Annotated in this window: 21 protein-coding genes; 18 read left to right on the top strand and 3 right to left on the bottom strand. The window is 71.8% G+C overall.

Annotated features, from left to right (window positions below; translation table 11 throughout):
- The first annotated feature begins 61 nt into the window (after positions 1-61).
- From ABZX85_RS01660 to ABZX85_RS01645, 4 genes are all read left to right on the top strand, one after another.
- Positions 62-1,012, top strand: a complete 951-nt coding sequence (locus ABZX85_RS01660) for an ABC transporter ATP-binding protein (protein WP_355861531.1) — start codon at positions 62-64, stop codon at positions 1,010-1,012.
- Between the two features lies 1 nt (position 1,013).
- Complete coding sequence (locus ABZX85_RS01655; protein ID WP_355861529.1) at positions 1,014-1,793, top strand: ABC transporter permease; 780 nt, start codon at positions 1,014-1,016, stop codon at positions 1,791-1,793.
- A gap of 104 nt (positions 1,794-1,897) precedes the next feature.
- Complete coding sequence (locus ABZX85_RS01650) at positions 1,898-3,337, top strand: ABC transporter ATP-binding protein (RefSeq protein WP_355861527.1); 1,440 nt, start codon at positions 1,898-1,900, stop codon at positions 3,335-3,337.
- Complete coding sequence (locus tag ABZX85_RS01645; protein WP_355861525.1) at positions 3,334-4,185, top strand: ABC transporter permease; 852 nt, start codon at positions 3,334-3,336, stop codon at positions 4,183-4,185. Before ABZX85_RS01650 ends, ABZX85_RS01645 begins: the two co-directional genes overlap by 4 nt.
- A 3-nt stretch (positions 4,186-4,188) precedes the next feature.
- Here the strand turns inward: ABZX85_RS01645 and ABZX85_RS01640 are convergent, their stop codons facing one another.
- Positions 4,189-4,539 carry an ATP/GTP-binding protein gene (locus ABZX85_RS01640; protein ID WP_355861523.1) on the bottom strand — a complete coding sequence of 117 codons (351 nt, stop codon included), beginning with the start codon at positions 4,537-4,539 and terminating at the stop codon, positions 4,189-4,191.
- Positions 4,540-4,795: 256 nt separating this feature from the next.
- Here ABZX85_RS01640 and ABZX85_RS01635 point away from each other — a divergent pair, with 256 nt between their 5' ends.
- The gene (locus tag ABZX85_RS01635; RefSeq protein ID WP_355861521.1) at positions 4,796-5,824 is read left to right on the top strand and encodes an LLM class flavin-dependent oxidoreductase; all 1,029 of its coding nucleotides are present in this window, start codon (positions 4,796-4,798) and stop codon (positions 5,822-5,824) included.
- Between the two features lie 85 nt (positions 5,825-5,909).
- Here the strand turns inward: ABZX85_RS01635 and ABZX85_RS01630 are convergent, their stop codons facing one another.
- Positions 5,910-6,302 carry an SCO5389 family protein gene (locus tag ABZX85_RS01630; protein WP_355861519.1) on the bottom strand — a complete coding sequence of 131 codons (393 nt, stop codon included), beginning with the start codon at positions 6,300-6,302 and terminating at the stop codon, positions 5,910-5,912.
- 343 nt (positions 6,303-6,645) lie between these two features.
- Here ABZX85_RS01630 and nucS point away from each other — a divergent pair, with 343 nt between their 5' ends.
- Together nucS and ABZX85_RS01620 are read left to right on the top strand one after the other, a co-directional pair.
- Positions 6,646-7,317, top strand: coding sequence for an endonuclease NucS (nucS, locus tag ABZX85_RS01625; RefSeq protein ID WP_355861517.1), 672 nt, complete (start codon positions 6,646-6,648; stop codon positions 7,315-7,317).
- A gap of 203 nt (positions 7,318-7,520) precedes the next feature.
- Positions 7,521-7,928: a hypothetical protein gene (locus tag ABZX85_RS01620; RefSeq protein WP_355861516.1), complete on the top strand. Its 408-nt coding sequence runs from the start codon at positions 7,521-7,523 to the stop codon at positions 7,926-7,928.
- A 77-nt stretch (positions 7,929-8,005) separates the two neighbouring features.
- On the opposite strand, the gene ABZX85_RS01615 is transcribed toward ABZX85_RS01620, so the two are convergent.
- Entirely contained in the window at positions 8,006-9,391 is a 1,386-nt protein-coding gene (locus ABZX85_RS01615) for a hydrolytic protein (RefSeq protein ID WP_355861514.1), read from the bottom strand.
- 331 nt (positions 9,392-9,722) lie between these two features.
- Here ABZX85_RS01615 and ABZX85_RS01610 point away from each other — a divergent pair, with 331 nt between their 5' ends.
- From ABZX85_RS01610 to ABZX85_RS01560, 11 genes are all read left to right on the top strand, one after another.
- Positions 9,723-10,394 (top strand): LuxR C-terminal-related transcriptional regulator, encoded by a 672-nt coding sequence (locus tag ABZX85_RS01610; protein ID WP_355861512.1) that lies wholly within the window; start codon positions 9,723-9,725, stop codon positions 10,392-10,394.
- Positions 10,395-10,604: 210 nt separating this feature from the next.
- Positions 10,605-13,697, top strand: a complete 3,093-nt coding sequence (locus tag ABZX85_RS01605; RefSeq protein ID WP_355861510.1) for a hypothetical protein — start codon at positions 10,605-10,607, stop codon at positions 13,695-13,697.
- Positions 13,694-14,398, top strand: coding sequence for a DUF4255 domain-containing protein (locus tag ABZX85_RS01600; protein ID WP_355861508.1), 705 nt, complete (start codon positions 13,694-13,696; stop codon positions 14,396-14,398). Before ABZX85_RS01605 ends, ABZX85_RS01600 begins: the two co-directional genes overlap by 4 nt.
- Positions 14,395-16,545 carry an ATP-binding protein gene (locus ABZX85_RS01595; RefSeq protein ID WP_355861506.1) on the top strand — a complete coding sequence of 717 codons (2,151 nt, stop codon included), beginning with the start codon at positions 14,395-14,397 and terminating at the stop codon, positions 16,543-16,545. The genes ABZX85_RS01600 and ABZX85_RS01595 overlap by 4 nt, the downstream gene beginning before the upstream one ends.
- A 187-nt stretch (positions 16,546-16,732) precedes the next feature.
- Positions 16,733-18,271: a phage tail sheath family protein gene (locus tag ABZX85_RS01590; protein WP_355861505.1), complete on the top strand. Its 1,539-nt coding sequence runs from the start codon at positions 16,733-16,735 to the stop codon at positions 18,269-18,271.
- A 35-nt stretch (positions 18,272-18,306) separates the two neighbouring features.
- Positions 18,307-18,747, top strand: coding sequence for a phage tail protein (locus ABZX85_RS01585; protein ID WP_010353296.1), 441 nt, complete (start codon positions 18,307-18,309; stop codon positions 18,745-18,747).
- Positions 18,744-19,253: a hypothetical protein gene (locus tag ABZX85_RS01580; RefSeq protein WP_355861503.1), complete on the top strand. Its 510-nt coding sequence runs from the start codon at positions 18,744-18,746 to the stop codon at positions 19,251-19,253. The genes ABZX85_RS01585 and ABZX85_RS01580 overlap by 4 nt, the downstream gene beginning before the upstream one ends.
- Positions 19,250-19,408 (top strand): DUF6760 family protein, encoded by a 159-nt coding sequence (locus ABZX85_RS01575; RefSeq protein WP_187747168.1) that lies wholly within the window; start codon positions 19,250-19,252, stop codon positions 19,406-19,408. Before ABZX85_RS01580 ends, ABZX85_RS01575 begins: the two co-directional genes overlap by 4 nt.
- A gap of 2,458 nt (positions 19,409-21,866) precedes the next feature.
- Positions 21,867-22,664, top strand: coding sequence for a hypothetical protein (locus ABZX85_RS01570; RefSeq protein WP_355861501.1), 798 nt, complete (start codon positions 21,867-21,869; stop codon positions 22,662-22,664).
- 23 nt (positions 22,665-22,687) lie between these two features.
- Positions 22,688-23,113 (top strand): phage tail protein, encoded by a 426-nt coding sequence (locus ABZX85_RS01565; protein WP_355861499.1) that lies wholly within the window; start codon positions 22,688-22,690, stop codon positions 23,111-23,113.
- A 36-nt stretch (positions 23,114-23,149) separates the two neighbouring features.
- Positions 23,150-23,863, top strand: a complete 714-nt coding sequence (locus tag ABZX85_RS01560) for a LysM peptidoglycan-binding domain-containing protein (RefSeq protein WP_355861497.1) — start codon at positions 23,150-23,152, stop codon at positions 23,861-23,863.
- Positions 23,864-23,886 lie beyond the last annotated feature (23 nt).

Genomic DNA, 23,886 nt, shown 5'->3' with positions numbered 1-23,886 from the left:
ATACACCCAAGGTTTCTCTTTCTGGGTGGCACAGCCGCACACCCCCCTCTAGCGTGGCCGCATGATCGAGCTCGAGGGGCTGACCAAGCGGTACGGCGAGAAAGTGGCGGTGAACAACCTCAGCTTCACGGTGAGGCCGGGGATCGTGACGGGCTTTCTGGGGCCCAACGGCGCCGGGAAGTCCACCACGATGCGGATGATGCTGGGCCTGGACCGGCCCACCTCGGGCGACGTACGGATCGACGGTCAGCACTACGACGCCCTCAAGGAACCCCTCAAGTACATCGGCGCGCTGCTCGACGCGAAGGCGATGCACGGGGGCCGCAGCGCCTTCAACCACCTCCTGTGCCTCGCACAGAGCAACGGCATCCCCCGGAGCAGGGTGGACGAGGTGCTGGACACCGTCGGCCTGACCAGCGTCGCGCGGAAGAAGGCGAAGGGGTTCTCGCTCGGGATGGGCCAGCGCCTCGGCATCGCGGCGGCCCTCCTCGGAGACCCCCGCATCCTGATGTTCGACGAACCGGTCAACGGCCTCGACCCCGAGGGCATCCACTGGATCAGGAACCTGATGAAATCCCTCGCGGCGCAGGGGCGGACGGTCTTCGTGTCGTCGCACCTGATGAGCGAGATGGCGCTGACGGCCGACCACCTCGTCGTCATCGGCCAGGGCCGGCTCCTCGCGGACACCTCCATGGCCGACTTCATCGCCCGCAACTCCCGCAGCTACGTCCGCCTCCGCACCCCCCAGCGCGAGCGCATGCTCGACGTCCTGCACCAGGCCGGCGTCACCGTCGTCGAGACCGGCAGTGGCGCGCTGGAGGTGGACGGCGAGAAGGCCGAGCAGCTCGGTGAACTGGCGGCCCAGCACCACCTCGTGCTGCACGAGCTGAGCCCCCAGCGGGCCTCGCTGGAGGAGGCGTTCATGCAGCTGACCGCCGAGTCGGTCGAGTACCACGCGCACACGGACGAGGCCCCGCCGCAGGAGTGGGGCGACGGCTGGAGGAAGAGCTGAGATGGCCGTCACCCAGGTTTCGCAGGTCGTCCGCTCGGAGTGGACGAAGGTCCGGTCCGTGGCGTCGACGGTGTGGACGCTGTCCCTCGCGGCGGTCGTCAGCATCGGGCTCGGGATGCTGCTCTCGGCGTTGTCCAAGAACCAGTTCGACGACCTCAGCCGCAACGACAAGCTCTCCTTCGACCCGACGTTCATCAGCTTCGCCGGGATGACCCTCGGGCAGCTCGCGATGATCGTGTTCGGGGTGCTGGTCGTCTCGAACGAGTACAGCACCGGGATGATCCGTACGTCGCTGGCGGCGGTCCCGCAGCGCGGCACGTTCTACCTCAGCAAGATCGCCGTCGCCGCCGGGCTCGCGCTGGCCGTCGGGATGGTCACCAGCTTCGCCTCCTTCTTCCTCGGGCAGGCCATGCTGGGCTCGCTGCGCGCGCACATCGGGGACCCCGGGGTGCTGCGGGCCGTCATCGGCGGCGGGCTCTACATGACGCTGATCGCGCTGTTCTCGATGGGCGTCGCGACGATGCTGCGCTCGCCGATGCTCTCCCTCGGCATCCTGATGCCGTTCTTCTTCCTCATCTCCAACATCCTCGGGAACGTCTCCGCGACGAAGAAGGTCGGGCAGTACCTGCCGGACCAGGCGGGCAGCAAGATCATGCAGGTCGTCACACCGGTCGACAGCGACACCCCGTACGGGCCCTGGGGCGGATTCGCGATCATGGTCGTGTGGGTGGTGGCCGCACTGCTCGGCGGATACCTGCTGCTGAAGCGGCGGGACGCCTGAGGCTTTGCCTCCTCTTGGTCGGAACCGTCAGCACCCCGATAAGCTCCTAACTCTTACGGGGGGCGTGCGCCCCGCTGTCCTGAACCTTGCGATGGGTGCGGAGCATGATCGAGGCAGTCGGCCTGACCAAGCGCTACGGCGACAAGACCGCTGTGCACAATCTGTCCTTCCAGGTACGACCTGGCGCCGTCACCGGGTTCCTCGGACCGAACGGGTCGGGCAAGTCGACGACGATGCGGATGATCCTGGGGCTCGACAACCCGAGCGCCGGGGCCGTCACCATCAGCGGCTACCCGTACCGCCAGCTGCCCAACGCCGCGCGGCACGTGGGGGCGCTGCTCGACGCGAAGGCCGTGCACGGCGGGCGCAGTGCGCGCAGTCACCTCCTGTGCCTCGCGCAGCTCTCCGGCATCCCGGCCCGCCGGGTCGACGAGGTGCTCGGGGTCGTCGGGCTCCAGGGGGTCGCGCGCAAGCGGTCCAAGGGGTTCTCGCTCGGGATGGGGCAGCGGCTCGGGATCGCCGCGGCGCTCCTCGGGGACCCGCAGGTGCTGCTCTTCGACGAACCGGTCAACGGGCTCGACCCCGAGGGCATCCTGTGGGTGCGGAACCTGATGAAGTCGCTGGCCGCCGAGGGGCGGACGGTCTTCGTGTCGTCGCACCTGATGAGCGAGATGGCGCTGACGGCCGACCACCTCGTCGTCATCGGGCGCGGGCAGCTCCTCGCCGACATGAGCGTCCGTGACTTCATCGAGGCGAACTCCGCGGGGTTCGCGCGGCTGCGTACGCCGGAGACGGAGCCGCAGGCGCGGGAGAAGCTGACGTCCGCGCTGATGGAGGCGGGCGGGCACGTCCTGCCGGAGCCGGACGGCGCCCTGCGCGTCACGGGGCTGCCGCTGCCCCGGATCAGCGACATCGCGCACTCCGCGGACGTACGCCTCTGGGAGCTCTCGCCGCACCAGGCGTCTCTGGAGGAGGCGTACATGCGGATGACCCAGGCGGCCGTCGACTACCGCTCCACCACCGACCAGAAGTCCGGCCTCCAGCAGCCGCTGCCGCCGGGCGCCCTCCCTCCCATACCGGTCCCCGGCCAGAACCAGCCCGGCTGGTACGCGCCGCCGCCTCCGCAGCCGGGGGTGAACCCGTACGCGCAGGCACAGCCGGCGGCGCCGGGGGGCGGGTTCGGGCCGCCGAGCGGGCAGGGGGCTGTGCCCCCGGCTCCGGTGGCGGGAGGGGGCTTCGGGCCCGCTCCGGTGGTGCCCCCGGCTCCGGCCGCCCCGGCTGCTCCGGCCACCCCGGCTGCTCCGGCCGCCCCCGCTCCGGCCGCCCCGGCCCCGGCCGCTGTGCCGGTCGCCGGTTCCGGTGAGGGTGGGAAGCAGGGCGCGAAGGACACCGGCACGCTTCTGATCTCGTCGGTGAAGGCCGAGGGGGAGGCCGCCGGGCCCGGTGCGCCGGCCGGTGCCGAAGCCGCCGTGTCCGAACCCGCCGTCGTATCCGAACCCGCCGTCGAGAAGAACGACTCCGTCGACACCGAGGACGCACGATGAGCAGTGTCCAGCAGACTCCCCCGCCGCAGGTGTGGCAGCAGGCGGCGCCGGGGTACACCTCGCCGATCCCGGTGGTGCGGACGCATCTCGGGCACGCGGTGGCGTCGGAGTGGACCAAGATCCGGTCCGTGCGGTCGACGATGTGGACGCTCGGGGTGTTCGTCGTGATGGTGGTGGGCATCGGCCTGCTGACGGCCGTCCTCATCGCCGCGAACGCCGGTCCGGACGACCTCCAGGGCGACAACCCCCTGTCCTACGGCGTGTTCGGGGTGCTCCTCGGGAGCATGTGCGTGATCACGCTGGGCGTGCTGACGACCGCGTCCGAGTACGGCACGGGCATGATCCGGACGACGATGGTGGCCTGCCCCTCACGGGGCCGGGTGCTCGCGGCGAAGGCGATCGTCTTCTTCGGCGTCGCCTTCACGTTCACGTTCGTCGCGACGCTGGTCGTCGCGCTCGCGGACGTCGCGCTGCTGGACGGGGCGAGGACGCCGACGACGGGCGAATGGGTGAAGGGCACCTTCGGGGTGTCCCTGTTCATCGCGCTGCTCGGCCTGCTCTCGCTGGCCGTCGGCTCGGTCGTCCGGCACTCCGCGGGCGCCATCACGATCATGATCGGTCTGGTGCTGGCCCCGCTGGTGCTGGCGCTGTTCATGTTCACGGAGTCCCTCTCGGGCCTGCGTGACTTCCTCTTCGAGTACTCGATCCCGAACCTGCTGAGCACGTTCTACGCGGAGACCCTCACGGACTCGGGCCCTTCGGCGTGGGACACGCTGGTCATCGCGCTCGTCGTCACGGGCGGCGCGTTCGGGCTCGGCTTCGCGCTGCTGGAGAAGCGGGACGTGTAGCCGTCAGAAGCGGGGCGCGTTGCGGGACCGTCGTACCCCCGGGGTGCGGCGGTCCCGCGCGTTCCAGCAGGCTTTGTGCCAGTGGCGGCGGTCGTCCACGCCCGCGTGCTGCGGCCAGGCGACGACGTGCGGGACGCCGTCGGGGATCAACTGGTCGCAGCCGGGGCAGCGGTAGGACTTGCCCTGGCTGCTCGCGCCCGCGACATGGCGTACGTTCCACTCCTCGCCGTCCCACTCCGTGGCCGACTGCCAGCCGCCGTACCGGTTCGCGCGGTCGTCCTCGGCGCTCCGGCCGGAAGAGCCGGAGAAGCCGGAGGAGTCGGAGCCCTTGGGGCGGTTGTGGCGGGGGGACACGGGACACCTCACAGGGCGGTTGCGGGAAGCGTGGTTCCGCTCCAGCCTACGCGGCTCGATGCGGGGTAGGCGAAGAACGGCCAATCCGTATAAGTCGCCCTGCGGAGCGGTGGTTCGGTGGTCGCTCGGCGCTCCCTCCGGGGTGTTCTCCAGACAATCGGCAAATCTCTTCGCCAGGCCGTGTCCTCGGCACGTGTCAGACGGTTATGCCGGGTGGGGGAGCTCCGTGTCGGAGCCAAGGAAGCAGGAAAGTCCCATGCGCGTAGGAAGTTTCGTGTTGGCGGCCCAGTTCCCCGGACAGGGCCAGGGGGAGGCGCTGCACCGCGCGGTGCGCTCCGCGGAGGTCGCGGAGGAGGCGGGCCTCGACTCGGTGTGGCTGGCCGAGCACCACTTCGTGCCGTACGGCACGTGCCCCTCGGCGGTGACGCTCGCGGCTCTGCTACTCGGGCGCACGCGGCGGATCAGGGTGGGGACGGCGGTCAGCGTGCTGCCGACGGCCCATCCCGTGGCGCTCGGGGAGCAGGCGGCGCTGCTGCATCTCGTCAGCGGCGGGCGGTTCTCGCTGGGGGTCGGGCGGGGCGGGCCCTGGGTGGATCTGGAGGTGTTCGGGGCGGGGATCGAGGCGTACGAGCGGGGGTTCCCGGAGTCGCTGGATCTGCTGTTGCGGTGGTTGCGGGAGCCGGGGGTGGGGGCGGAGGGGGAGCGGTACCGGTTCCGGGAGGTGGCGGTCGTGCCGCGGCCCGCCGAGTCGCTGTCCGACGCGGAGGGGCCCGAGGTGGTGGTGGCGTGCACGTCGCCGGCGAGTGTGCGGCTGGCGGCGGAACGGGGGTTGCCGATGCTGCTCGGGATGCACATCGGGGACGAGGAGAAGGCCGAGATGGTCGCGTTGTGGCGGCGGCACGCGCGGGAGTGCGGGCGGGGGCGGGAGGAGGTCGCCACCGTCGCCCATGTCTCCGCCGGGGTCTGCCAGATCGCCGACCGCCGTACCGACGCCGTCGAGACGCTCGTCAAGGCCATGCCGGGCTGGCTCCGCCAGGGGCTCGCGGCGCACGTCACCGTGGACGGGCGGGAGCGGGCGATGCGTGATCCCGTCGCCTACACGGAGCTGCTCTGCGGGCTGCATCCGGTGGGGACGCCCCGCCTCTGCGCGGACCGGTTGGCGGCGACGTCGGAGCGCACCGGGATCACCCGGTTCGCCCTGCTCGTCGAGGGGTCCGGGGACCTGGCGGCGACGGAGGAGAACGTGCGGAGGCTGGGGACGGAGGTGGTGGGAGCGTTGAGGTGAGCGGGTGGGTGAGAGGGGTTACGGTCGCCTGCCGGTCCGGTGTTGTGGGGCTCCCGCTCGGAGCGGCAGGCGAACGGTCAGGGCGTCAGCAGTCCCGGAGTTCGGGGGACTGGTTCAGCAGTTGGCCGCGGATCGAGGTGAAGCGGGCCAGGCGGTCGTCTGCGGAGGGGTCGAGGGGGAAGACCGCGACTCGGTGGCAGTTTTGGAAGGCCAGGCGTACCCCGAAGTGCCGTTGCAGCGCGCCGCGTATCGCGTCACTGGCGAGCGCGCGGAGCAGCTGCCCGCGTGCCTGCTCGTCCGGCGGCGGCGTCTGGTTGTCGGCGAACTCTCCGCCGTCCACCTTCAGCCGGGCCACCAGAGTGCTGATCATCTCCCACGCGTAAGGCAGGGAGGTCCGGACGCAGTCGACGAATTCGGCTTCGTCGACCTCGCCTCGCTCGGCCTGTTCCAACAGTGCCGGTGAGACGTCGAGCGACATGGGTTCTCCTCTCGCACCCCCGATTTCCGCAGGGGTTGCCGGACAGAAAAGGGGAGCCCGCCGCGCCGGTCTCCCGCAACACTCTGAGTACACGCACGGCGACCTCCCCGTCACTACGGTAGGCAACGGGTGGTGACCGCACCAGGAGAATGGCTACTTAGGGACCCACGGACAGGGGGACAATCAGCCAGGGCGCGAATGACCGGATTCCTGTGGGATTCGGGAGAAAAAGGTGACGTCCGATCGGTGCCGCCCCCTTCCGTGACCGGAGGTGTCCGGGTTCCGGCAGCCTTGTGACGGGCGATTCACACCGCCGCCTGAGTGTCGAGTAGCGTTGCTGCCCATGCGTCTCGTCATCGCCCGCTGCTCCGTCGACTACGCGGGCCGCCTCACCGCCCACCTGCCCTCCGCCCCCCGTCTGATCCTGGTCAAGGCCGACGGCAGCGTCTCGATCCACGCGGACGACCGGGCGTACAAGCCCCTCAACTGGATGTCCCCGCCCTGTACGTTGAAGGAGGGGGCCGGGGACGACGAAGGTGTCTGGACCGTCGTCAACAAAGCGGGCGAGAAGCTCATCATCACGATGGAGGAGGTCCTCCACGACTCGTCGCACGAGCTCGGTGTCGACCCCGGTCTGATCAAGGACGGCGTGGAGGCGCACCTCCAGGAGCTCCTCGCCGACCGCATCGAGACGCTGGGCGAGGGGTACACGCTCATCCGCCGCGAGTACATGACGGCGATCGGCCCCGTGGACATCCTGTGCCGGGACGCCGAGGGGCAGACGGTCGCGGTGGAGATCAAGCGCCGGGGCGAGATCGACGGCGTCGAGCAGCTCACCCGCTATCTGGAGCTGCTGAACCGCGATCCCCACCTCGCCCCCGTCCGCGGTGTCTTCGCGGCCCAGGAGATCAAGCCCCAGGCGAAGGTCCTCGCGACGGACCGGGGCATCGGCTGCCAGGTCCTCGACTACGACGCCATGCGCGGCATCGAGGACGACAAGCTGCGGCTGTTCTGAGGGGTTTCGGGGCGCCGTACGGGGCCGTCGGGAGGGCCGGAGCCGGCTCCCCGGACGCCCTGTGCGGCGCCTCTGTCGTATCCACCGTGCATGTGCCGGAGGAAACGTCTTGATCGCGCCGGGCGCGAAAGGGGGGCGTACTCAGGCGGAAGGTGAGTACGGCAGCGGTGGCCGGGGAACGCCGGCTCCCCGAGGCTGGGGGCATGGATACACGACGTCAGGGCCTCGCCCGTCAGCTGGTGCCGTTCCTCGCCGTGGCCGGGGTCTCCGCGGCCCTGTGGGCGGGGTGGCTCGGGTGGGACCAGGAGCGGGACGTGCACCCGGACGGGAGCACGACGGGCCCGTACGAGGCGTGGCAGGTCGTCGGGCTCGGCGTCTGTCTGCTGGCGCTGGTGTGGTGGGGCACCCGGTACGGCACCCGGCGCGGCTGGCGCGCGGAGATCGCCCTCGGGGTGAGCGCGGGGCTCACGGGGGCCGCGTTCCTCGACTGGTCGGACGACGCCAGCGGGCTCTTCATGGTGGGCGTGGTGATGGTGGCCGCGGGGAGTCTCGCGGCCACCACACTGGTCTCAGTGATCGTCAGGAGTCACTTTTCGGACCCGAGTTGTTGATTTCCGGACTGAACTAGGGTCGGGGCTTACGTATTTGGTCTGTACCGATCGACAATGGACGGAGGTATGGGCTCCGGTTACGGCGTTGTCGTCCGGGTGAGCACACCACTGACGTTCGCGACCTCGTAACACCCCGCAGCGCGCTGGCCGGTGGCCGGTGTCCCCGGCTTCGCACAGGTCACCTCGACCGTCACGGTGTCGTTCGCGGGGATCTTGATGGGGGTGACCCAGTGGTAGTCCTGGTTGCGGAAGGTCTCCAGCGCGATCGTGGTGATCTTGCGGTCACCGAACGAGAACGTCAACACCCCCTCGTCCCCCTGGAAGTTGGCGAGGACGATGTCCGTCACCCCGAAGACGCTGTCGGCCGGCACCGTGTAGACGCCCTTGGCGGTCTGCCCGCTCGTCGACTTGACCTCGATGGTCTGCGAACTCTGCGCGCCGCCACCGGTCCCGGTCCCGCCGTCGCCCCCGGTCCCCGTACCGGTCCCGGTGCCCTGCCCGCTGCCCTGGCCCTGCCCCGTCGTCCCCTGCCCGCCGCCCGGCGCGGTGGAACTCCCGGTGCCCGCACCGGAGTTCTGGCCCCCGGCGGACGGCGCGGGACGCGGCTGGACCGCCTCCTTCGCCGCGTCCTTGGCGGCGCTGCGCACGGCCGGCCGCACCAGCGTGAACCAGGCCAGCAGCAGCGCGAGGATCGCCGCGAGCAGCGCGAGCAGCCACTTCGGGAAGATCGGTATCTGGACGAACTCGGCGTCCAACGGCGCCCGCGGCACCACCTCTTCGGGACGCGGCACGTCCTGCACGGCCGTGTCGCTCGCCGCCTCGGTGCCCGCCGCCTCGACGACCTCCGAGGTCGCCAGCGTGAACGGCCACACCACCGGCGACCCGAACCACACCGGCTTGCCGGTGCGCACCCGCAGCCCGACCTCCAGCGACTCACCGGGCTCCAGCTTCGGCCGCTCCGGGTCGAAGGCGAACCCCAGCTCCTCACCGGGCTGACCGGGCGTGAACTCCACCTGCACCGGCGTGTTGCCTTGGTTCCGCACCGCGAGCCGGTAGCGCCCGCGCAGCCAGCCGCGCCGGCGCCTCGGCACCAGCTCGGTCTCCAGCTCGTGGAACGCCTCGATCCGTACGGTCCCCTCGGGGACCTTCACCGACTCGGGGTGCTCGGCGGGCAGGACCCGGACCGCGAACGGCCGTTCACCGGCCCGGATCTCCGGGGAGCGCGGCGGGGACAGGGTGATCGTCACGGTCTCGGAGGTGCCCGGGTACAGGGAGACCCGCGCGGGCTCCACACTGCTCCAGGCGGCGCACTCCCCGACGACCTCCAGGCTGTACGCCTCGACGATGTCGCTGTCGTTGCGGACGGTCAGAGTCGTCGTGGCGACGGCGCCGGGCGCCACCGTCACGACCGGGATGTCGAGGCCCGGCGCACCGGGACCGGAAGAGGCTGCGGAAGGCGTCACGCCTCCACGTTAAGGACGCCCGCGCGAGCGCCGCGAGGGGCGCGAGGGCAGTGTCCGGGCAGTCGTGGTGCCCGCGCGGTGACGGCTGGCCCGCCGGCGCGGGGGAACCGCCGATGTCCCGGACGGACTTGGGCGAGACGTCTTCCCCGCCTCTGTCCCCCTTGTCACGCTTCCCCCACGAACCGGTGAGCACACCTCGGTGAGCAGATGTCCGTGAGACCGCATCAGCGCACGCCCCGAGCGATCACACCTCAGTGAACACGCACCAGTGACCACGCACCCGCACCCCCGCACCTCCCGCCCGCTCCGTCCAGAGGAGACCAGCCCTGCCATGTCTTCCGCCGCCCCCTACGAGTACCCGGCCCTGAGAACCGGCCGGCCCGAGCCGGTGACCGTCGCCGTCTACGCCGCCGACCCCGTCCTGCGCGTCGGCGTCGTCCAGCAGTTACGCCATCGCCCCGAAGCGGCCCTCGTCGACGACGCCGACGCGGACACCGCCCATGTCTCCCTCGTGGTCGTGGACAGCGTCGACGACGACGTCGCCGCCCTCCTCCAACGGCTGCGCCACAACACCGCCACCCGCACCGGCCTGGTCGTCGGCACCCTCGGCGCCGGATCGCTGCAACGCGTCGTCGAATGCGGGGTGACGGCCGTGCTGCGCCGCGGCGAGGCCGACCAGGACCGGCTCGTCCACCTCGTCACGGCCCTGGCCAACGGCGAGGGCGTCCTGCCCGGCGACCTCCTCGGGGAACTCCTCACCCACGTCGGGAGTCTGCAACGCGCCGCGCTCGACCCCCGGGGCGTCTCCCTGTCCACCCTCACCACCCGTGAGGCGGACATGCTGCGCCTGGTCTCGGAGGGGCTCGACACCGCCGAGATAGCCCGCAAGACGTCGTACTCCGAACGCACCGTCAAGAACGTCCTGCACGAGATCACCACCCGGCTGCAACTGCGCAACCGGGCCCACGCGGTGGGGTACGCGCTGCGCAACGGGCTGATCTGAGCCGTCGGGTCCGGGCCGGTCCGGCGGCCCGGGTGCCCGAAAGCGCAGCGGGGTTTCCCCCGGGTACGGCTTGCCGGCCCTGCCGGGGTGACGGGGCACGGGGGAGGCTGGCGGGGGGAGAGCTGTGTGTCGTACCGAACTGTGAGGTGGAGCGTGACGAGTACCGCTGGCCCGGGTGGGCGGTACCGCCCGGGGAGGATCGGCGCGGCCATGCTGTTGCTGATACCGCTGCTCACGCTGACGGCGGCGTCGGGGCAGGGCAGCGCCGAACCCGGTGTGGGGGTGACCGCCGCCGGGGACACCCGGGTCGCGTACGCGGGCACCCGGCACCGCAGCCTCGGAGACGTCCAGAACCCGACCTCCAGCACCCCCGTGTTCGGCGCCGGCGCCGTCCACTACGACACCCAGCCCTCCGCGCTGGGCGACCAGTTGGTCTTCGCGAGCCTGCGCGACGAGAAGACCCCGCAGATCTACCTGCGCGCCGCCGACGGCTCCGTACGCCGCCTCACCAGCGGGATGGACGCGGCCCATCCGCAGCTCACGCCCGACGGTCAGGCCGTGGTGTTCGACGCGGGGACGACGCAGCGGGACCTGTGGCTCGTGCGGACGGACGGCAGCGGGCTGACGCAGCTGACCGACACCCCCGCGAACGAGACGGACCCGACGGTCTCCCCGGACGGGCAGCGCATCGCGTACGTCAGCGACGGCGTGCTCGGCGGCACACAGATCTACGTCCGCCCCCTGAGCGGCGGTTACCCGAACCAGCTCACCTTCGCGACGAACGGCACCGCCTCCGAGCCCGCCTGGAACCCGGTGGACGACGACGCGAACCGGGACTGGATCGCGTACACCGCGACGAACGACGGCGTGGGACGGCTGCGCGTAGTCAACGCCAACGGCGGCGGCGACGAGACGCTCCTCGCGGGCGACCGCGCGCAGTGGCGGGCCCACTCGGTGGCGTGGAAGCCCGACGGGGACGGGGTCGTCTTCCTCAGCCGCGAGATCACCTGCGAGTGCGAGGGCGACCGCGACCACCTCTTCACCTCGGAGGCGCACTCCGACCGGGTCCCCACGGTCCTCGACCAGGAGGACCGCGAACTGTCCACGCCGACCTGGTACGGCCCCCTGGACGGCGGCCACGCGATCGTCGAGCGGACCACGGCCGCCACCCCGCACACCGTCACCCTCCAGGACGTCCGCTCGGACGGCGTCGACCCGCGCGACCTCAACCTGACGATCCTCAACGAGGACCCGGCCGCCGACACCAACACCGACCCCACCAAGGACCCGCTGTTCCAGCCCGGCGAGGGCTTCGACCCGTGGACGGAACGCCAGAACTACACGCCCGACGGCCGCCAGATCGTCGTCACCCGCTTCCAGGGCAGCGCCCAGAGCCGCGTCGAGCGGATCTGGATCGCCGACGCGGACGGCACGAACGAACGGCTCCTGCCGCTCGGCGGACGTGAGCCCATCGACTGGGACACCGACCCGACGTTCTCCCCGGACGGCAAGTTCATCGCCTTCACCCGGAGTTCGGGCGGCCTCGGCCAGCCCAGCCGCATCCTCATCGCGAACGTCGCGACCGGTGAGATCACCGGACGCATTGTCGCTCCGGAGGGCGAGGAGACCGGCCGGGACGCCCAGCCCACCTGGTCCTCCGACGGCACCACCCTCGCCTTCACCCGCAGCGAGGTCATCGAGGGGGGCGGCGGCAACAAGCACATCTGGACCGTCCCGGTGAACAACCTCGACCAGCAACGGGACTTGAGCCTCACCGCCTGCCCCGGCGACTGCCGGGTCATCGACGACAGCCCCGCGTTCTCCCCGGACGGCCTCTCCATCGCCTTCAACCGCAAGAACGGCGGCGGCGCGGTCGACGAGCGCAACGGCCTTCTCCTGACGTCCCTCTCGGGCGCCGACTGCAAGGTCCTGCTGCCCGCCGGCGCCCCCGGCTGCGGCTCCCAGCTCCCGGACACCACCCTCACCGGCCCGTTCCAGCCGCGTGACGCCGCCTGGTCCGCCGACGGCAAGTCCCTCGTCTTCTCCTCCCGCGAGACGGTCGCCGCCAACAGCCCCGAGAAACTCCGCACGCTGGACCTCGCGACCGGCGAAGTCACCTCGCTGACCTCGCAGTTGGCGGGACGGCAGAAGGAGCCCAGCGTCCAGCAGTCCGTGGACCTCGCGGTCGAGGCGCCGGACACCGTACCGACCCTCACCGTCGGGACGTCCACGACGATCCGCGTCGACCTCGTCAACCACGGGCCCGCGGCCTCGCCGGGGACGACACTGACCGTGACACCGCCAACTGGTTTGCAGATCACGGGACTCACCTATCCCGGGGGGACCTGCGACGCGGCCTCGCTCCAGTGCAACGTGGGGGTCGTGCCGCCCGGGGAGAAGGTGTCGGTCACCGTCACCGTCACCGGGCTCACCGTCGGGATGACGGCCGTCGACTGGTCGGTCACCGGGACCGTCCTCGACCCGAACCCCACGGACAACAGCGGGCGGACGCTCGTGCCGGTCGGCGAGGCACCGCCGTCGTCGCCGTCACCCACGCCCACACCGACACCGACGCCCACACCCACGCCTCCCGCGTCCCCCTCTCCGACGCCGCCCACCACCACACCCCCGGCACCCCCGGCGCCGCCCGCGCCCCAGGCGGGCCCCGGGCTGAGCCTCACCGCGCAGCCCAACCCCGGGTACGTCGGCGGGCGGGTCGTCGTCACCTACACCGTCCGCAACGGTCGCAACGCCCTCGCGACCGGGCTGCGGCTGAAGCTCGGGCTGCCCGCCGGGATACCCAACAACGGGCCGCCCGCCGGATGCGACGCGAGCTTCAGTTGCGCGCTGCCCGACCTGGCACAGGGTGCCAGCACCGTCGTCAGCGTCGTGCTCAGCCCGGACAAGGCGCTCACCGCCACGGTCACCGGGACGCTGACGACCACCGGGACCGATGCCGACCGCAGCGACAACACGGCGCGGCAGCGGCTGCGGATTCTCCAGCCGAAGATCGTGGCGGTGCCGGACATCGGGAAGCCCGGGTTCGTGACCTCCGTGCGGGGCACGGACTTCCCGCCCGGGGTGCCCGTGAAGTTCACCTGGAAGCCGGGGATCACGGCCGCCGCCGCGCCGACGATCCCGCAGGCCGACGGGACGTTCATCGGGCAGCTCCTGATCCTCGCCAAGGACCAGACCGGCCCCCGGATCATCACCGCCAGCGGCCCCGGGTTCTCCCCGGTGACGACCGACTTCCTGGTTGTCCTCGGCACGATCCAGCCGCCCGACGAGGTGACCCGCCGGTGATCCACGAGGTCGACGAGGGGCTCAGGCGGCTGCTCGCCGAGTCCGGGCTCGAAGCGTCCGGCGTCGAGGTCGCCTTCGACGCCCCCACCCGCGACTGGGCCGCCCGCCGCAGCGCCCCCACGGTCTGCGTCTTCCTCTACGACATCCGGGAGGACGCGACCCGCCGGGGCAGCGGGGCCGGAGAGGTGTACGACGACGAGGGCCACCTCGTCGCCCGCCGCTCACCGCCCCGCTGGTTCGACCTGACCTACCTCGTCACCGCGTGGGCGAACCGGCCCCAGGACGAACACCGGCTGCTCTCGCAGGTGTTGACGACACTGGTCGCCAACGACGTGCTGCCCGCCCGCCTGTTGACCGGCACCCTCGCCGAACTCGGCCTGACCGTCGGCCTCGACACCGGCGGCACCGGCCTCGACGGGCCCGCCGCCTCCGACGTCTGGTCGGCGCTCGGCGGCGAGCTGAAGGCGTCCCTCGGACTGCGCGTTCGCGCCCCCCTCGCGGGCGCCACCCGCGCGTCCGCGCCGCCTGTCACCGAGGGGCTCGTCGTGCGGTCCGCCGCGCGGGGGCTCGACGGGGAGAGCGCGCCGGGACGCCGGCTGCGGTACCGGGAGACGAGCGATCCGGGGGCCGACGGGTTCTCCGGGCCCAGAGAACGAGGGGCGGCGCCCGCCCGGCGCCGCCGGGGGGATCGGCAGCCGTGACGTACGTGGAGTCCGCCGAGGCCGAAGTCGAAACCGGCCTCGGCGGCGGTGAGTTGTGGGAGCGGCTGCGGCTGGTCGAGGAGCGGGTGCGGATCGCCGTCGCCGGGCGGCGGGCCGTGGACCCCGAGCCGGACGACCCCTACCGGGGCCAGTACCTGACACCCGAGGCGGTCGAGCGGATTCTCGACGGGGCGGGCGGGCTCGACGTGCCCGCGTACGAGCCCTGGACACCGGCCGAGGGGTCCGTACTCGGCGTGCTCGCACGGCGGTTCGGGCTGTCGTCCCTCGATCTGGACCTGCTGCTCGTCGCCGTCGCCCCCGATCTCGACGCCCGCTTCGAGCGGCTCTACGGCTATCTCAACGACGACCTGACCCGGCGCCGGCCCACCGTCGGGCTCGCGCTGGAACTGTGCGGGCTGCCCGGGGCGTCGGCCGCGCGGTTCCGGCTCGCCGCGGGGGCGCCGCTGGTGGACGGCGGGCTCATCGAGGTCGCCGACGCCGAACGGCCGCCGCTCTCACGGCTGTTGGTGGTGCCCGACCGGGTCACCGCGCATCTCCTCGGGGGCACGCGGCACGACGTCCGGCTCGACGGGGTACTGAGCGAGGCCCGTGCCGATCCGACCGTCGAGGCCGATCAGGTCGGGCGGGCGGCACAGGCGGCCGGGACCGGGGGCGGGCTCGTCCAGCTGCGGACGCGCGGGGGTGACGCCGAAGGGCTGGCTGTCGCCGCGTTGCGCAGCGGGGGGCTGGGGGCGCTCGTCCTCGACGCGGGGGCGTTGGGGCGGCGGGCCGGGTCCGGGGACGTACCGATGTTGGCGAGGGCTTTGGCGCGCGAGGCGCGGTTGGCCGGGGCCGGGGTCGTGCTCGGGCCCCTTGAGGCGTTGCCGGACGAGCCGGGTGAACGGGCGCGAGCCCTGCGGGAGTTGTGCGGGGTGCTGCGGGGGGTGCCGTTGTTCGTGCACGGGAGCGGGGGGTGGGACCCGGGGTGGGCGGCGGACACGCCTGTGGTGGTGACGGTGCCGGCGCCTTCCGCCGAGCGGCAGGGGGAGCGGTGGCGGTACGCGTTGGAGCGGGCGGGGGTCGAGGTGGGGGGCTTCGGGGGGCCGGGGGCTGTCGTGGAGGCGGGGGGCGCTTTGCCGGACGCCGGTGCCCTTGACGTCGTCGCGCTCGCCGACGCCGTGTCCGCGCATCGCCTCGACGCCGGGCAGGTGCGCCGCGCCGCCGATGTGGCCGTGCGTACCGCCGTCCTCGCGGGGCGGCCCGTCGGGCCCGATGATCTGCGGGTCGCCGTGCGGGCGCAGAACGGGGCCGGGCTGGAGCGGCTCGCGCGGCGGGTGGAGCCCGGGGTCGGGTGGGACGATCTGGTGCTGCCGCCCTCGACCTACCGGCGGCTGCACGAACTCGCCCTGCGGGCCCGCCACCGTGAGCAGGTGCTCGGGCGGTGGGGGATGCGGCCCGGGGGCGGCCGGGGGCGTGGGGTGATCGCGCTGTTCGCGGGGGAGTCGGGGACCGGGAAGACGATGTCCGCCGAGGTGGTGGCCGCCGATCTCGGGATGGACCTGTACGTCGTCGACCTGTCGACCGTCGTCGACAAATACGTCGGTGAGACCGAGAAGAACCTGGAGCGGATCTTCACCGAGGCGTCCGCCGTCAACGCCGTGCTCCTCTTCGACGAGGCCGACGCGATCTTCGGCAAGCGCTCCGAGGTCAAGGACGCGCACGACCGGCACGCCAACATCGAGTCCGCGTACCTCCTCCAGCGCATGGAGTCCTTCGACGGCATCGCCGTCCTCACCACCAACCTGCGCGCCAACCTCGACGAGGCGTTCACCCGCCGCCTCGACGTCGTCGCCGACTTCCCCGTCCCCGACGCGGGCCAGCGGCTCGCGCTGTGGGAACGGTGTCTCGGGGACCGGCTGCCCCGCGCGGCCGACCTGGACCTCCCGTTCTGCGCGGACCGCTTCGAACTCGCCGGCGGCTCCATCCGCGCCTGCGCGGTCACCGCGGCCTACCTCGCGGCGGAGTCGGGCGAGGCGCTCACGATGAGCCAGGTCGTCACCTCGGTGGCCCGGGAGTACCGCAAACTCGGCCGGCTGGTCCTGGAGTCGGAGTTCGGTCGGTATCTCAAGGACGCCACCGAAGCCTGAGCTTGGCAGGCGGCGTGAACCCGGAGGCATGAATCCCGCCTCAAGGGGCAGGCGGCGCGTCCGGAAAGGCAGCCGGCCTGCCCTCGGCCATGGCCCCGAGTCCCTGCCGCCCCACCGGCCTCACCAGCAGACTCGCCCTGGACACAGGTGCCCGTACGAACTTCCCGCAGGACGCGAAGGAGCCAGCATGCCGACGTACCTCACCCCGGGCGTGTACGTGGAGGAGGTGCAGTCCGGTGCCCGACCGATCGAAGGGGTCGGCACCGCCGTCGCCGCGTTCGTCGGGTTCGCCGGGCAGGGGCCCTTCCACGCCCCGACCCTCGTCACCAGCTGGGACCAGTACACCCAGCAGTTCGGCGGCTTCGTCGAGGGGACCTACCTCTCCCACGCGGTCTACGGGTACTTCTCCAACGGCGGCGGCGCCGCGTACATCGTGCGCATCGGCGGCGCGGCCGACACCGGCTCCGCGACCCCGGACAAGAAGCCGAAGGCCGTCGAGCCCGTCGAGGTCGGCGGCTTCCTCGTCGCCGCCAAGCCCGGCGTCACCGGCGTGAGCGTCGAGGTCGCCGACGCGGACGGCGAGAACCCGCCCGAGGACCGCTTCAAGCTGCTCGTCCGCAAGGGCGACCAGGTCGCGGAGACCTACGAGGCGTCCTCCCGCAAGAACGTCAAGGGCTACCTCGTCACCCAGGCCCGCGCCTCCAAGCTGATCGAGGTCACCGAGCAGCGTGGCGCCGCCCAGACCCGGCCCGCGAGCGGGACCCTCGCCGTCCCGGACGCCGCCGCCGCGCCCGCCCCGAACGGCACGGTCGCCCGCCTCGACCCGTCCGAGTACGTCGGCGACGCCGCCGCCCGCACCGGCTTCGGCGGCCTGGAGACCATCGACGAGATCACGATGGTCGCCGTCCCCGACCTGATGAGCGCCTACCAGCGCGGCGACATCGACGCCGAGGGCGTACGGACCGTGCAGCTCGCCGTCATCTCGCACTGCGAGCAGATGGGCGACCGGGTCGCCGTCCTCGACACCCCGCCCGGCCTGACCGCGCAACAGGTGCGGACCTGGCGCAACGACGAGGCCGGCTACGACTCCCGGTACGCCACCCTCTACTACCCGTGGGTCCGCGTCTTCGACCCGGCCGTCGGCCACAACACGACCGTCCCGCCGAGCGGCCACGTCGCCGGGGTGTGGGCGCGCAGCGACGCCGAGCGCGGGGTGCACAAGGCGCCCGCCAACGAGGTGATCCGCGGCGCGGTCGATCTCGAACTGCGGCTCAGCAAGGGCGAGCAGGACCTGCTCAACCCGATCGGCGTCAACTGCGTCCGCGCCTTCCCCGGCCGGGGCATCCGGATCTGGGGTGCGCGCACCCTCTCGTCCGACCCGGCCTGGCGCTACCTGAACGTCCGCCGGCTCTTCAACTACCTCGAAGAGTCGATCCTGTTGGGCACCCAGTGGGTCGTCTTCGAGCCGAACGACGACCGCCTGTGGTCGTCGATCCGGCGCAACGTCACCGCGTTCCTCACCGAGGAGTGGCGCCGGGGCGCGCTGTTCGGGCGGACCGCCGAGGAAGCCTTCTACGTGAAGTGCGACCGCGACAACAACCCGCAGGAGTCCATCGACCAGGGGCGGGTCGTCTGTGAGATCGGTGTCTCGCCGGTCAAGCCCGCCGAGTTCGTGATCTTCCGGCTGGCCCAGTTCTCGGACAGCACCAGCCTCATCGACGAGTGACCAGCGGCCAGTTCAAGGAAGGTTGACAGACAGACATGGCAACAGGTGACGCTCTTTCCACCCACGTCTTCGGCGTCCAGCTCGGCGGCTATCTCGTGGAGTCCATCCAGGAGATCAGCGGGCTGACCGTCGAGGAAGAGGTCGTCGAGGTCCGCCAGGTCAGCGCCGAGGGCAAGCAGATCATCCGCAAGCAGCCGGGTGCCCGGCAGGCCGGCGAGATCACGATCACCCGAGGGCTCGACCAGAGCAGCGAGTTCACCTCGTGGATCAAGGAGACCCTGAACAACGGGGCCGTCAACTCCGCGCGGCAGAACCTGACGATCGAGATCAAGGACACCGAGGGGAACACGGTCCGGCGTATCCAGCTCATGCAGGGCTGGGCCTCCAAATGGGAGGGTCCCTCCCTCAAGGCGGGCGAGTCGGCCGCGGCCACCGAGTCCGTGACGATCGTGTTCGAGGAGATCATCGTCGAATGAGGCGACGTACGGTCACGGCCGGGAACCTGGAGGAGATCCTCCAGGCGACCGCGCCCGCCGCAGCACAGGCGTCGGAGCAGGTGGCCGCGCCCGCCGCCGCTCCGGCGCCGGCTCGGCCTGCTGCCCAGGACACCGGTCTGCGCACCGAGTTCGAGTTCGAACTGCCTCGCGGGTACGTCGACGAGGCCGGCACGGTCCATCGGTACGGGGTCATGCGGCTCGCCACCGCCCGCGACGAGCTGCGTCCGCAGATCGACCTGCGGGTCAAGGAGAACCCCGCGTACCTCAGCGTCGTCCTGCTGAGCCAGGTCATCACCCGGCTCGGCACGATCAGCGACGTCCACGCGGGGGTCGTCGAGCGGATGTACGCCACCGATGTCGCCTTCCTCCAGGACTTCTACCGGCGGATCAACAGCGAGGGGCACACTCGCGCGGCCGTCACCTGTCCGCACTGCGAGGGCGGCTTCGAGGTCGATCTCTCGGGTGGGCGCCTGGGGGAATCGTGACGTACGCGCCTGCCCGGTTGCGGGAGGAGGTCGCGTACGTCGCCTATCACTTCCACTGGCAGCGCGAGGAGATCCTCGATCTGACGCATGAGGAGCGGCGGCAGTGGGTGGCCGAGATCGCTCGGATCAACACCCGTGTGAACGAAGGCGGTTGAGGGGATGGGTTGGCGGGACTGGTTGCGGGGGGCCGGGCGTGCCGCGGGTTCCACCGGTTCCGGTGGATCTGCGGGTGCCGTCGGTGAGAGTGCCGTCGGGGTCGATGCCGGTGTTGACGGCGGTGTCGATGCCGAGGGCGGCTCGGGTTCTGGTGTGCCTCGGGACTGGGACGGGGGGTGGCGTCGTACGGCGCCGCCCTCGTTGACCGTTTCCCGGGCGGCGCTCGGGGTGAGTGACGGGTTGGCGTTCCGGTCCGGGTTGGCCTCTTGGCAGAACCCGTCGTTCGACGCGGGGTTGGGGCATGCGGTGTTGCCTTCGGCGCCGGGTGGGGTGATACGCGGGGTGGCTCGGGTCGGGGGGCCTCGGGTGGGGGCTGTGGGAGGGGGGCCGTTGTTGTTGAGGGCTGTGCGGGGGGAGGGGGAGACGGGCGAAGGGGCCGAGGTCGGGGCCGGGGCTGGTGAGGGTGCTGTTGTGCAGCGGGTTGTGCGGGGTGGGGGTTCGGGTTCGGGGGGTCGGAGTGCGCCGGTGCGGCGGGTGGCCGTGGTGTCTCGGGGAGTTGAGAGGGGGGAGAGGTCTGTTCCTTCGGCCTATTCCACTTCTTCGGAGTCTCCGGCTGCTCCGGCTGCTCCTGTTGCTCCTGTGCGGGTTCGGCCTGCGGGGGAATCGTTGACTGTTGCTCGGCGGACTGTGGGGCCTGTGCGGCGAGTTGGTGTCGTGCGGGGTGTTGAGGGTGGGGTGACTTCTTCGGCCGTTTCGGGTTCTGACGCGCCTGTGCAGCGGGCTGTTGCGCGTGAGGTGGGTTCTCTGGGGGCGTCCTCGGGGGCTCCGTTGGGGGCTCCCTTGAGTGAACTGCCCTCCACGGCTGTGCCGTTGGCACCGGATGTGTCGGTGGGTGCGGCTGGGGGTGCGTTGCCTGTTGTGCAGCGGCAGGTGGAGGGGGTGGTGGCTGAGGGGGCTGGGGGTTCTTCTGGTGCGCGTGGGGATTCCGGGGCTCGGGCTCGGGGTGGGCTGGGGGCGCCTATGGCTTCGTTGCCTGCGAGCGCGGAGGTGTCGGGGTCGGGGGACAGGGGGGTGCCGTTGTTGGGGGCGGGTGGGGGTGTTGTCGGGGGCGGACGTTCTTCTGGGGGCGGTGATTTTCGTGGTGAGCATGCGGGGGCGCCGGTGGTTGCTCGGGCGGTTGTCGCGGGTGACGGCGCGTCGGGGCGGGGGCAGTCGGGTGGGGAGGGGGCTGGGGCTGGTTCGTCGGTTCAAGGGGTGGGGGATTCCGGGGCTGTTGTGGTGACTCCGGTGGGTGGGGAGTCTGGGGTGGGTGGGGGGCGTGAGGGGGGTCAGGCTGGGCCGGTTGTGGTTGCTCGGGCTGTGGCGGAAGGGGCCGGTTCGGGTTCGGGTGGTGGGGAGCGGGGGGCTTCGGGGTCGGCTTTGGCTGGTGGGCGTTCCGAGAAGGTGTCCGGTGGTTCGGAAGGTGGGGTGTCTCGGGGGCAAGGGTCGGTTGGTTCGGCTGCTGCTTCGGGTGGTGGTGGTGGCGGTGGTGCTGGCTCTGGTGCGTCCGCGTCTGGTTCGGTTGTTGTGGCTCGGGCCTTGAGCGAAGGGGTCGGTGTCGCTGCTGAGGGTGCGGGCTCCGGCTCGGGGCGTACCCAAAATGCCGCCGGTGAGCGGGAGTTGCTCGGCAGCGGTGGGGGTGGTTCCGAGGGTGGGCGGGCTCTGGGGCAGGGGGTGGCTGGTGTTTCGGTGCCTTTGAGTGGTGCGGAGGTCGGTGGGGCTCCGGGGCCTGTGGTCGCTCGGGCTCTGGCCGAGGGGGCTGGGGGTGGGGACGGTAGTGCTGCCGGTGGGGGTGGTCGTGCTCGTGATGTTCGGTACGAGGACGAGTCCAGCGCCCGTTCGGTCGGTGCACCTCGTCCGCGTACCCCTGTGCCGGGCGCGCCGACTCCCATTGTCGTGGCCCGAGCTGTGACCGCCGATCCCGGCGCGTCCGCAGTGCCCGGCACTTTGGCCAAGCCCGGCACGTCCGCGAAGCCTGGCACGTCCGCCAAGCCCGGCTCTTCCGTGGAGCCCGGCACCTCCAACTCCCCTGCGAAGTCCGGTACTTTCAGCCCTTCAGTGAAGCCCGGCACCCCCGGTACCCCCGCCAAGCCCGGCGTCTCCGGCGCAACCGGGGTCTCCGGCACATCCGGCAGCACCGGCACTCTGGGCACAACCGGAACCTCGGGAGCGTCCGGCGGCACCGGCACCTTGGGTGCAACCGGGATCTCCGGCACTGGCGGCACTGGCGGCACCGGCGTCTCGGCTGCCCCCGGCACATCCGGTACATCCGGCATGCCCCTCCGGACCCACCCCCACCATTCCCCCAACCCCCCAGGCCCCCTCGTCATCAACCGAGCCCTGGCCGACACCCCTCCCCGCTCCGCCCCCCTCCTCCCCTCCCGGCCCCTGACCCTCAACACCCGTACCGTGCAAGGGATGGCCCCCTCCGCAGCCCCGGCCGTCAGCCGGCGCCCGGTGGTGACCGCGCGCTGGCCGCAGGACACCTCCACCCCGGCCCCCACCCTGGCCTCCACCCCGGCCGCCTCCCGGAACGCGCCCTCGCAGACCCCCTCCACCCCGGCGGCCCCGCGAGGCACCTCGGGCCGAACTCCCGCCCAGCACACGGCCGTCCCGCGAACCACGCCCGCGCACAACCCTCACACCCCGCCGACCTCCCGGCATGCCTCGACACCGACGCCCTCCCTCAACACCCCGACTCCGTCGCCCCGTTCGGAAACGGGCTCGCCGGCGTCGTACGTGCAACGTGCGCCCAGCGTCCAGCACGCCGTCTCAACTTCCGCGCCGGTTCAGCGAGTTCCCCTCGTACGGCCCGCTCCGCCCCGGCAGGAGCCCGCTCCTCGGATCGTCGCCGCCAGGCCCGTGCCCGCGGTCGCGCCGCAGGTCGAGCAGGGGGCGGTGGTGTCGGGGCCGCCGGCGGTTCCGGTGGTGGCGCGGGCCGTGGCGGAGGGTGGGCCGGCGGTGCAGCGGGCTCCCAAGGGGGCGAAGGGTGCCCCCGCGAAGACGGCGGACGCGGTCAAGAAGCCGGTGCAGCAGGCCGGCGGTACCGGGAAGGCCGCCGGGCGGGCGGTCGGCAGGGAGAAGGACGACGGGCTCGCCGACTCCGATCTGGACGATCTCGCGCGGCGGTTGCTCGACCCCGTGGCCCGGTTGCTGCGCACGGAGTTGCGGCGCGGGCGGGATCGTACGGGGCGGCCCCATGACGGACGCCGCTGAGGCACGGAACGGATGACGGACGGATGACGGACAGCATTTTCGCGACGAGCGTGTACTTCCGGCTGGCGATCGGCGGGAACGATCTCGGGGCGTTCCACACCTGCTCGGGGATGGGCGCCCAGGTCGAGATGGAGACGTACGCCGAGGGCGGCAACAACGACTTCACCTGGCAGTTGCCGGGGCGGGTGACCTGGACGAACATCACGCTGACCCGGCCGGTGACCGCCGACACCGCGAAGATCGCGCGGTGGCTGGACGAGACGCTGCGCCGGGTCGAGCCGAAGGACGGCGAAATCGTCGCGCTGCGGCCCGACTTGAGCCAGATCATCAGCTGGCAGGTGTTCGGGATCGTGCCCGTGCGCTGGCAGGGGCCGTCGTTCGATCCGGCCGACTCGTCGGCGGCCGTGGAGACGCTGGAGATCGCCCACCAAGGGCTTCGGCCCTCCTGAGACACGTAACACCCCTGGAAAGAAAGGAGGTTCGGCATGTCACCGTCCCGATCGAGCCGCGTCAGAGCCCAGTTGACCCTGAAGGAACCGCCCCCGTCCGTCGGCGCGAAGCCCGGTGGGACGCTCGCGCGCCTCGACCTCCAGTTCAACCCCTCGACGCTGCAACTCAGCAAGTCCACCGAGTGGCGGCGGACCCCGTCCCGGATGGCCGGGCAGTCCGCGCTGCCCGAGTTCGTCGGCAGCGGTCCGCGCACGCTCAGCCTCGACGTGTTCCTCGACGCCACCGCCACCCACGACAACTCCGTCGAGCAGGCCGTGGAGAAGCTGATGAAGGCGTGCGTGCCGACGCCCACCAGCCTCGGCCGCAAGAAGCCCGCCAGCCCCTGGGTGCGGTTCGAGTGGGGCTCGGCGCGCACGACGTCCTTCGACGGCGTGCTGTCCAGCCTCTCGGTGTCGTACACCCTCTTCGACGTGGACGGCACGCCCCTGCGGGCGACCTGCTCCCTCACCATCGAGGAGGCGACCGTCGACCCGGCCGGGCAGAACCCGACGTCCGGCTCGCGCACCGCCCGCTCCACGCACACCGTCGTCGCGGGCGACAGCCTCGCCATGCTGGCCTGGCGGGAGTACGGCGACGCGACGGCCTGGCGGATCATCGCCGAGGCGAACGGGATCGACGACCCGATGGCGCTCGTCCCCGGTACGGAGCTGGTGGTCCCGGGGCTGCGGGACGCGGAGGAGGAGTCGTGAGGACAGAGATGCGGCGTGCCGTG

It is taken from the genome of Streptomyces sp. NPDC004539, from assembly GCF_040610055.1.
GTDB lineage: Bacteria > Actinomycetota > Actinomycetes > Streptomycetales > Streptomycetaceae > Streptomyces.
Note: the sequence above shows the minus strand (reverse complement) of the source record. Positions and strands in the feature narration are given on the sequence as shown.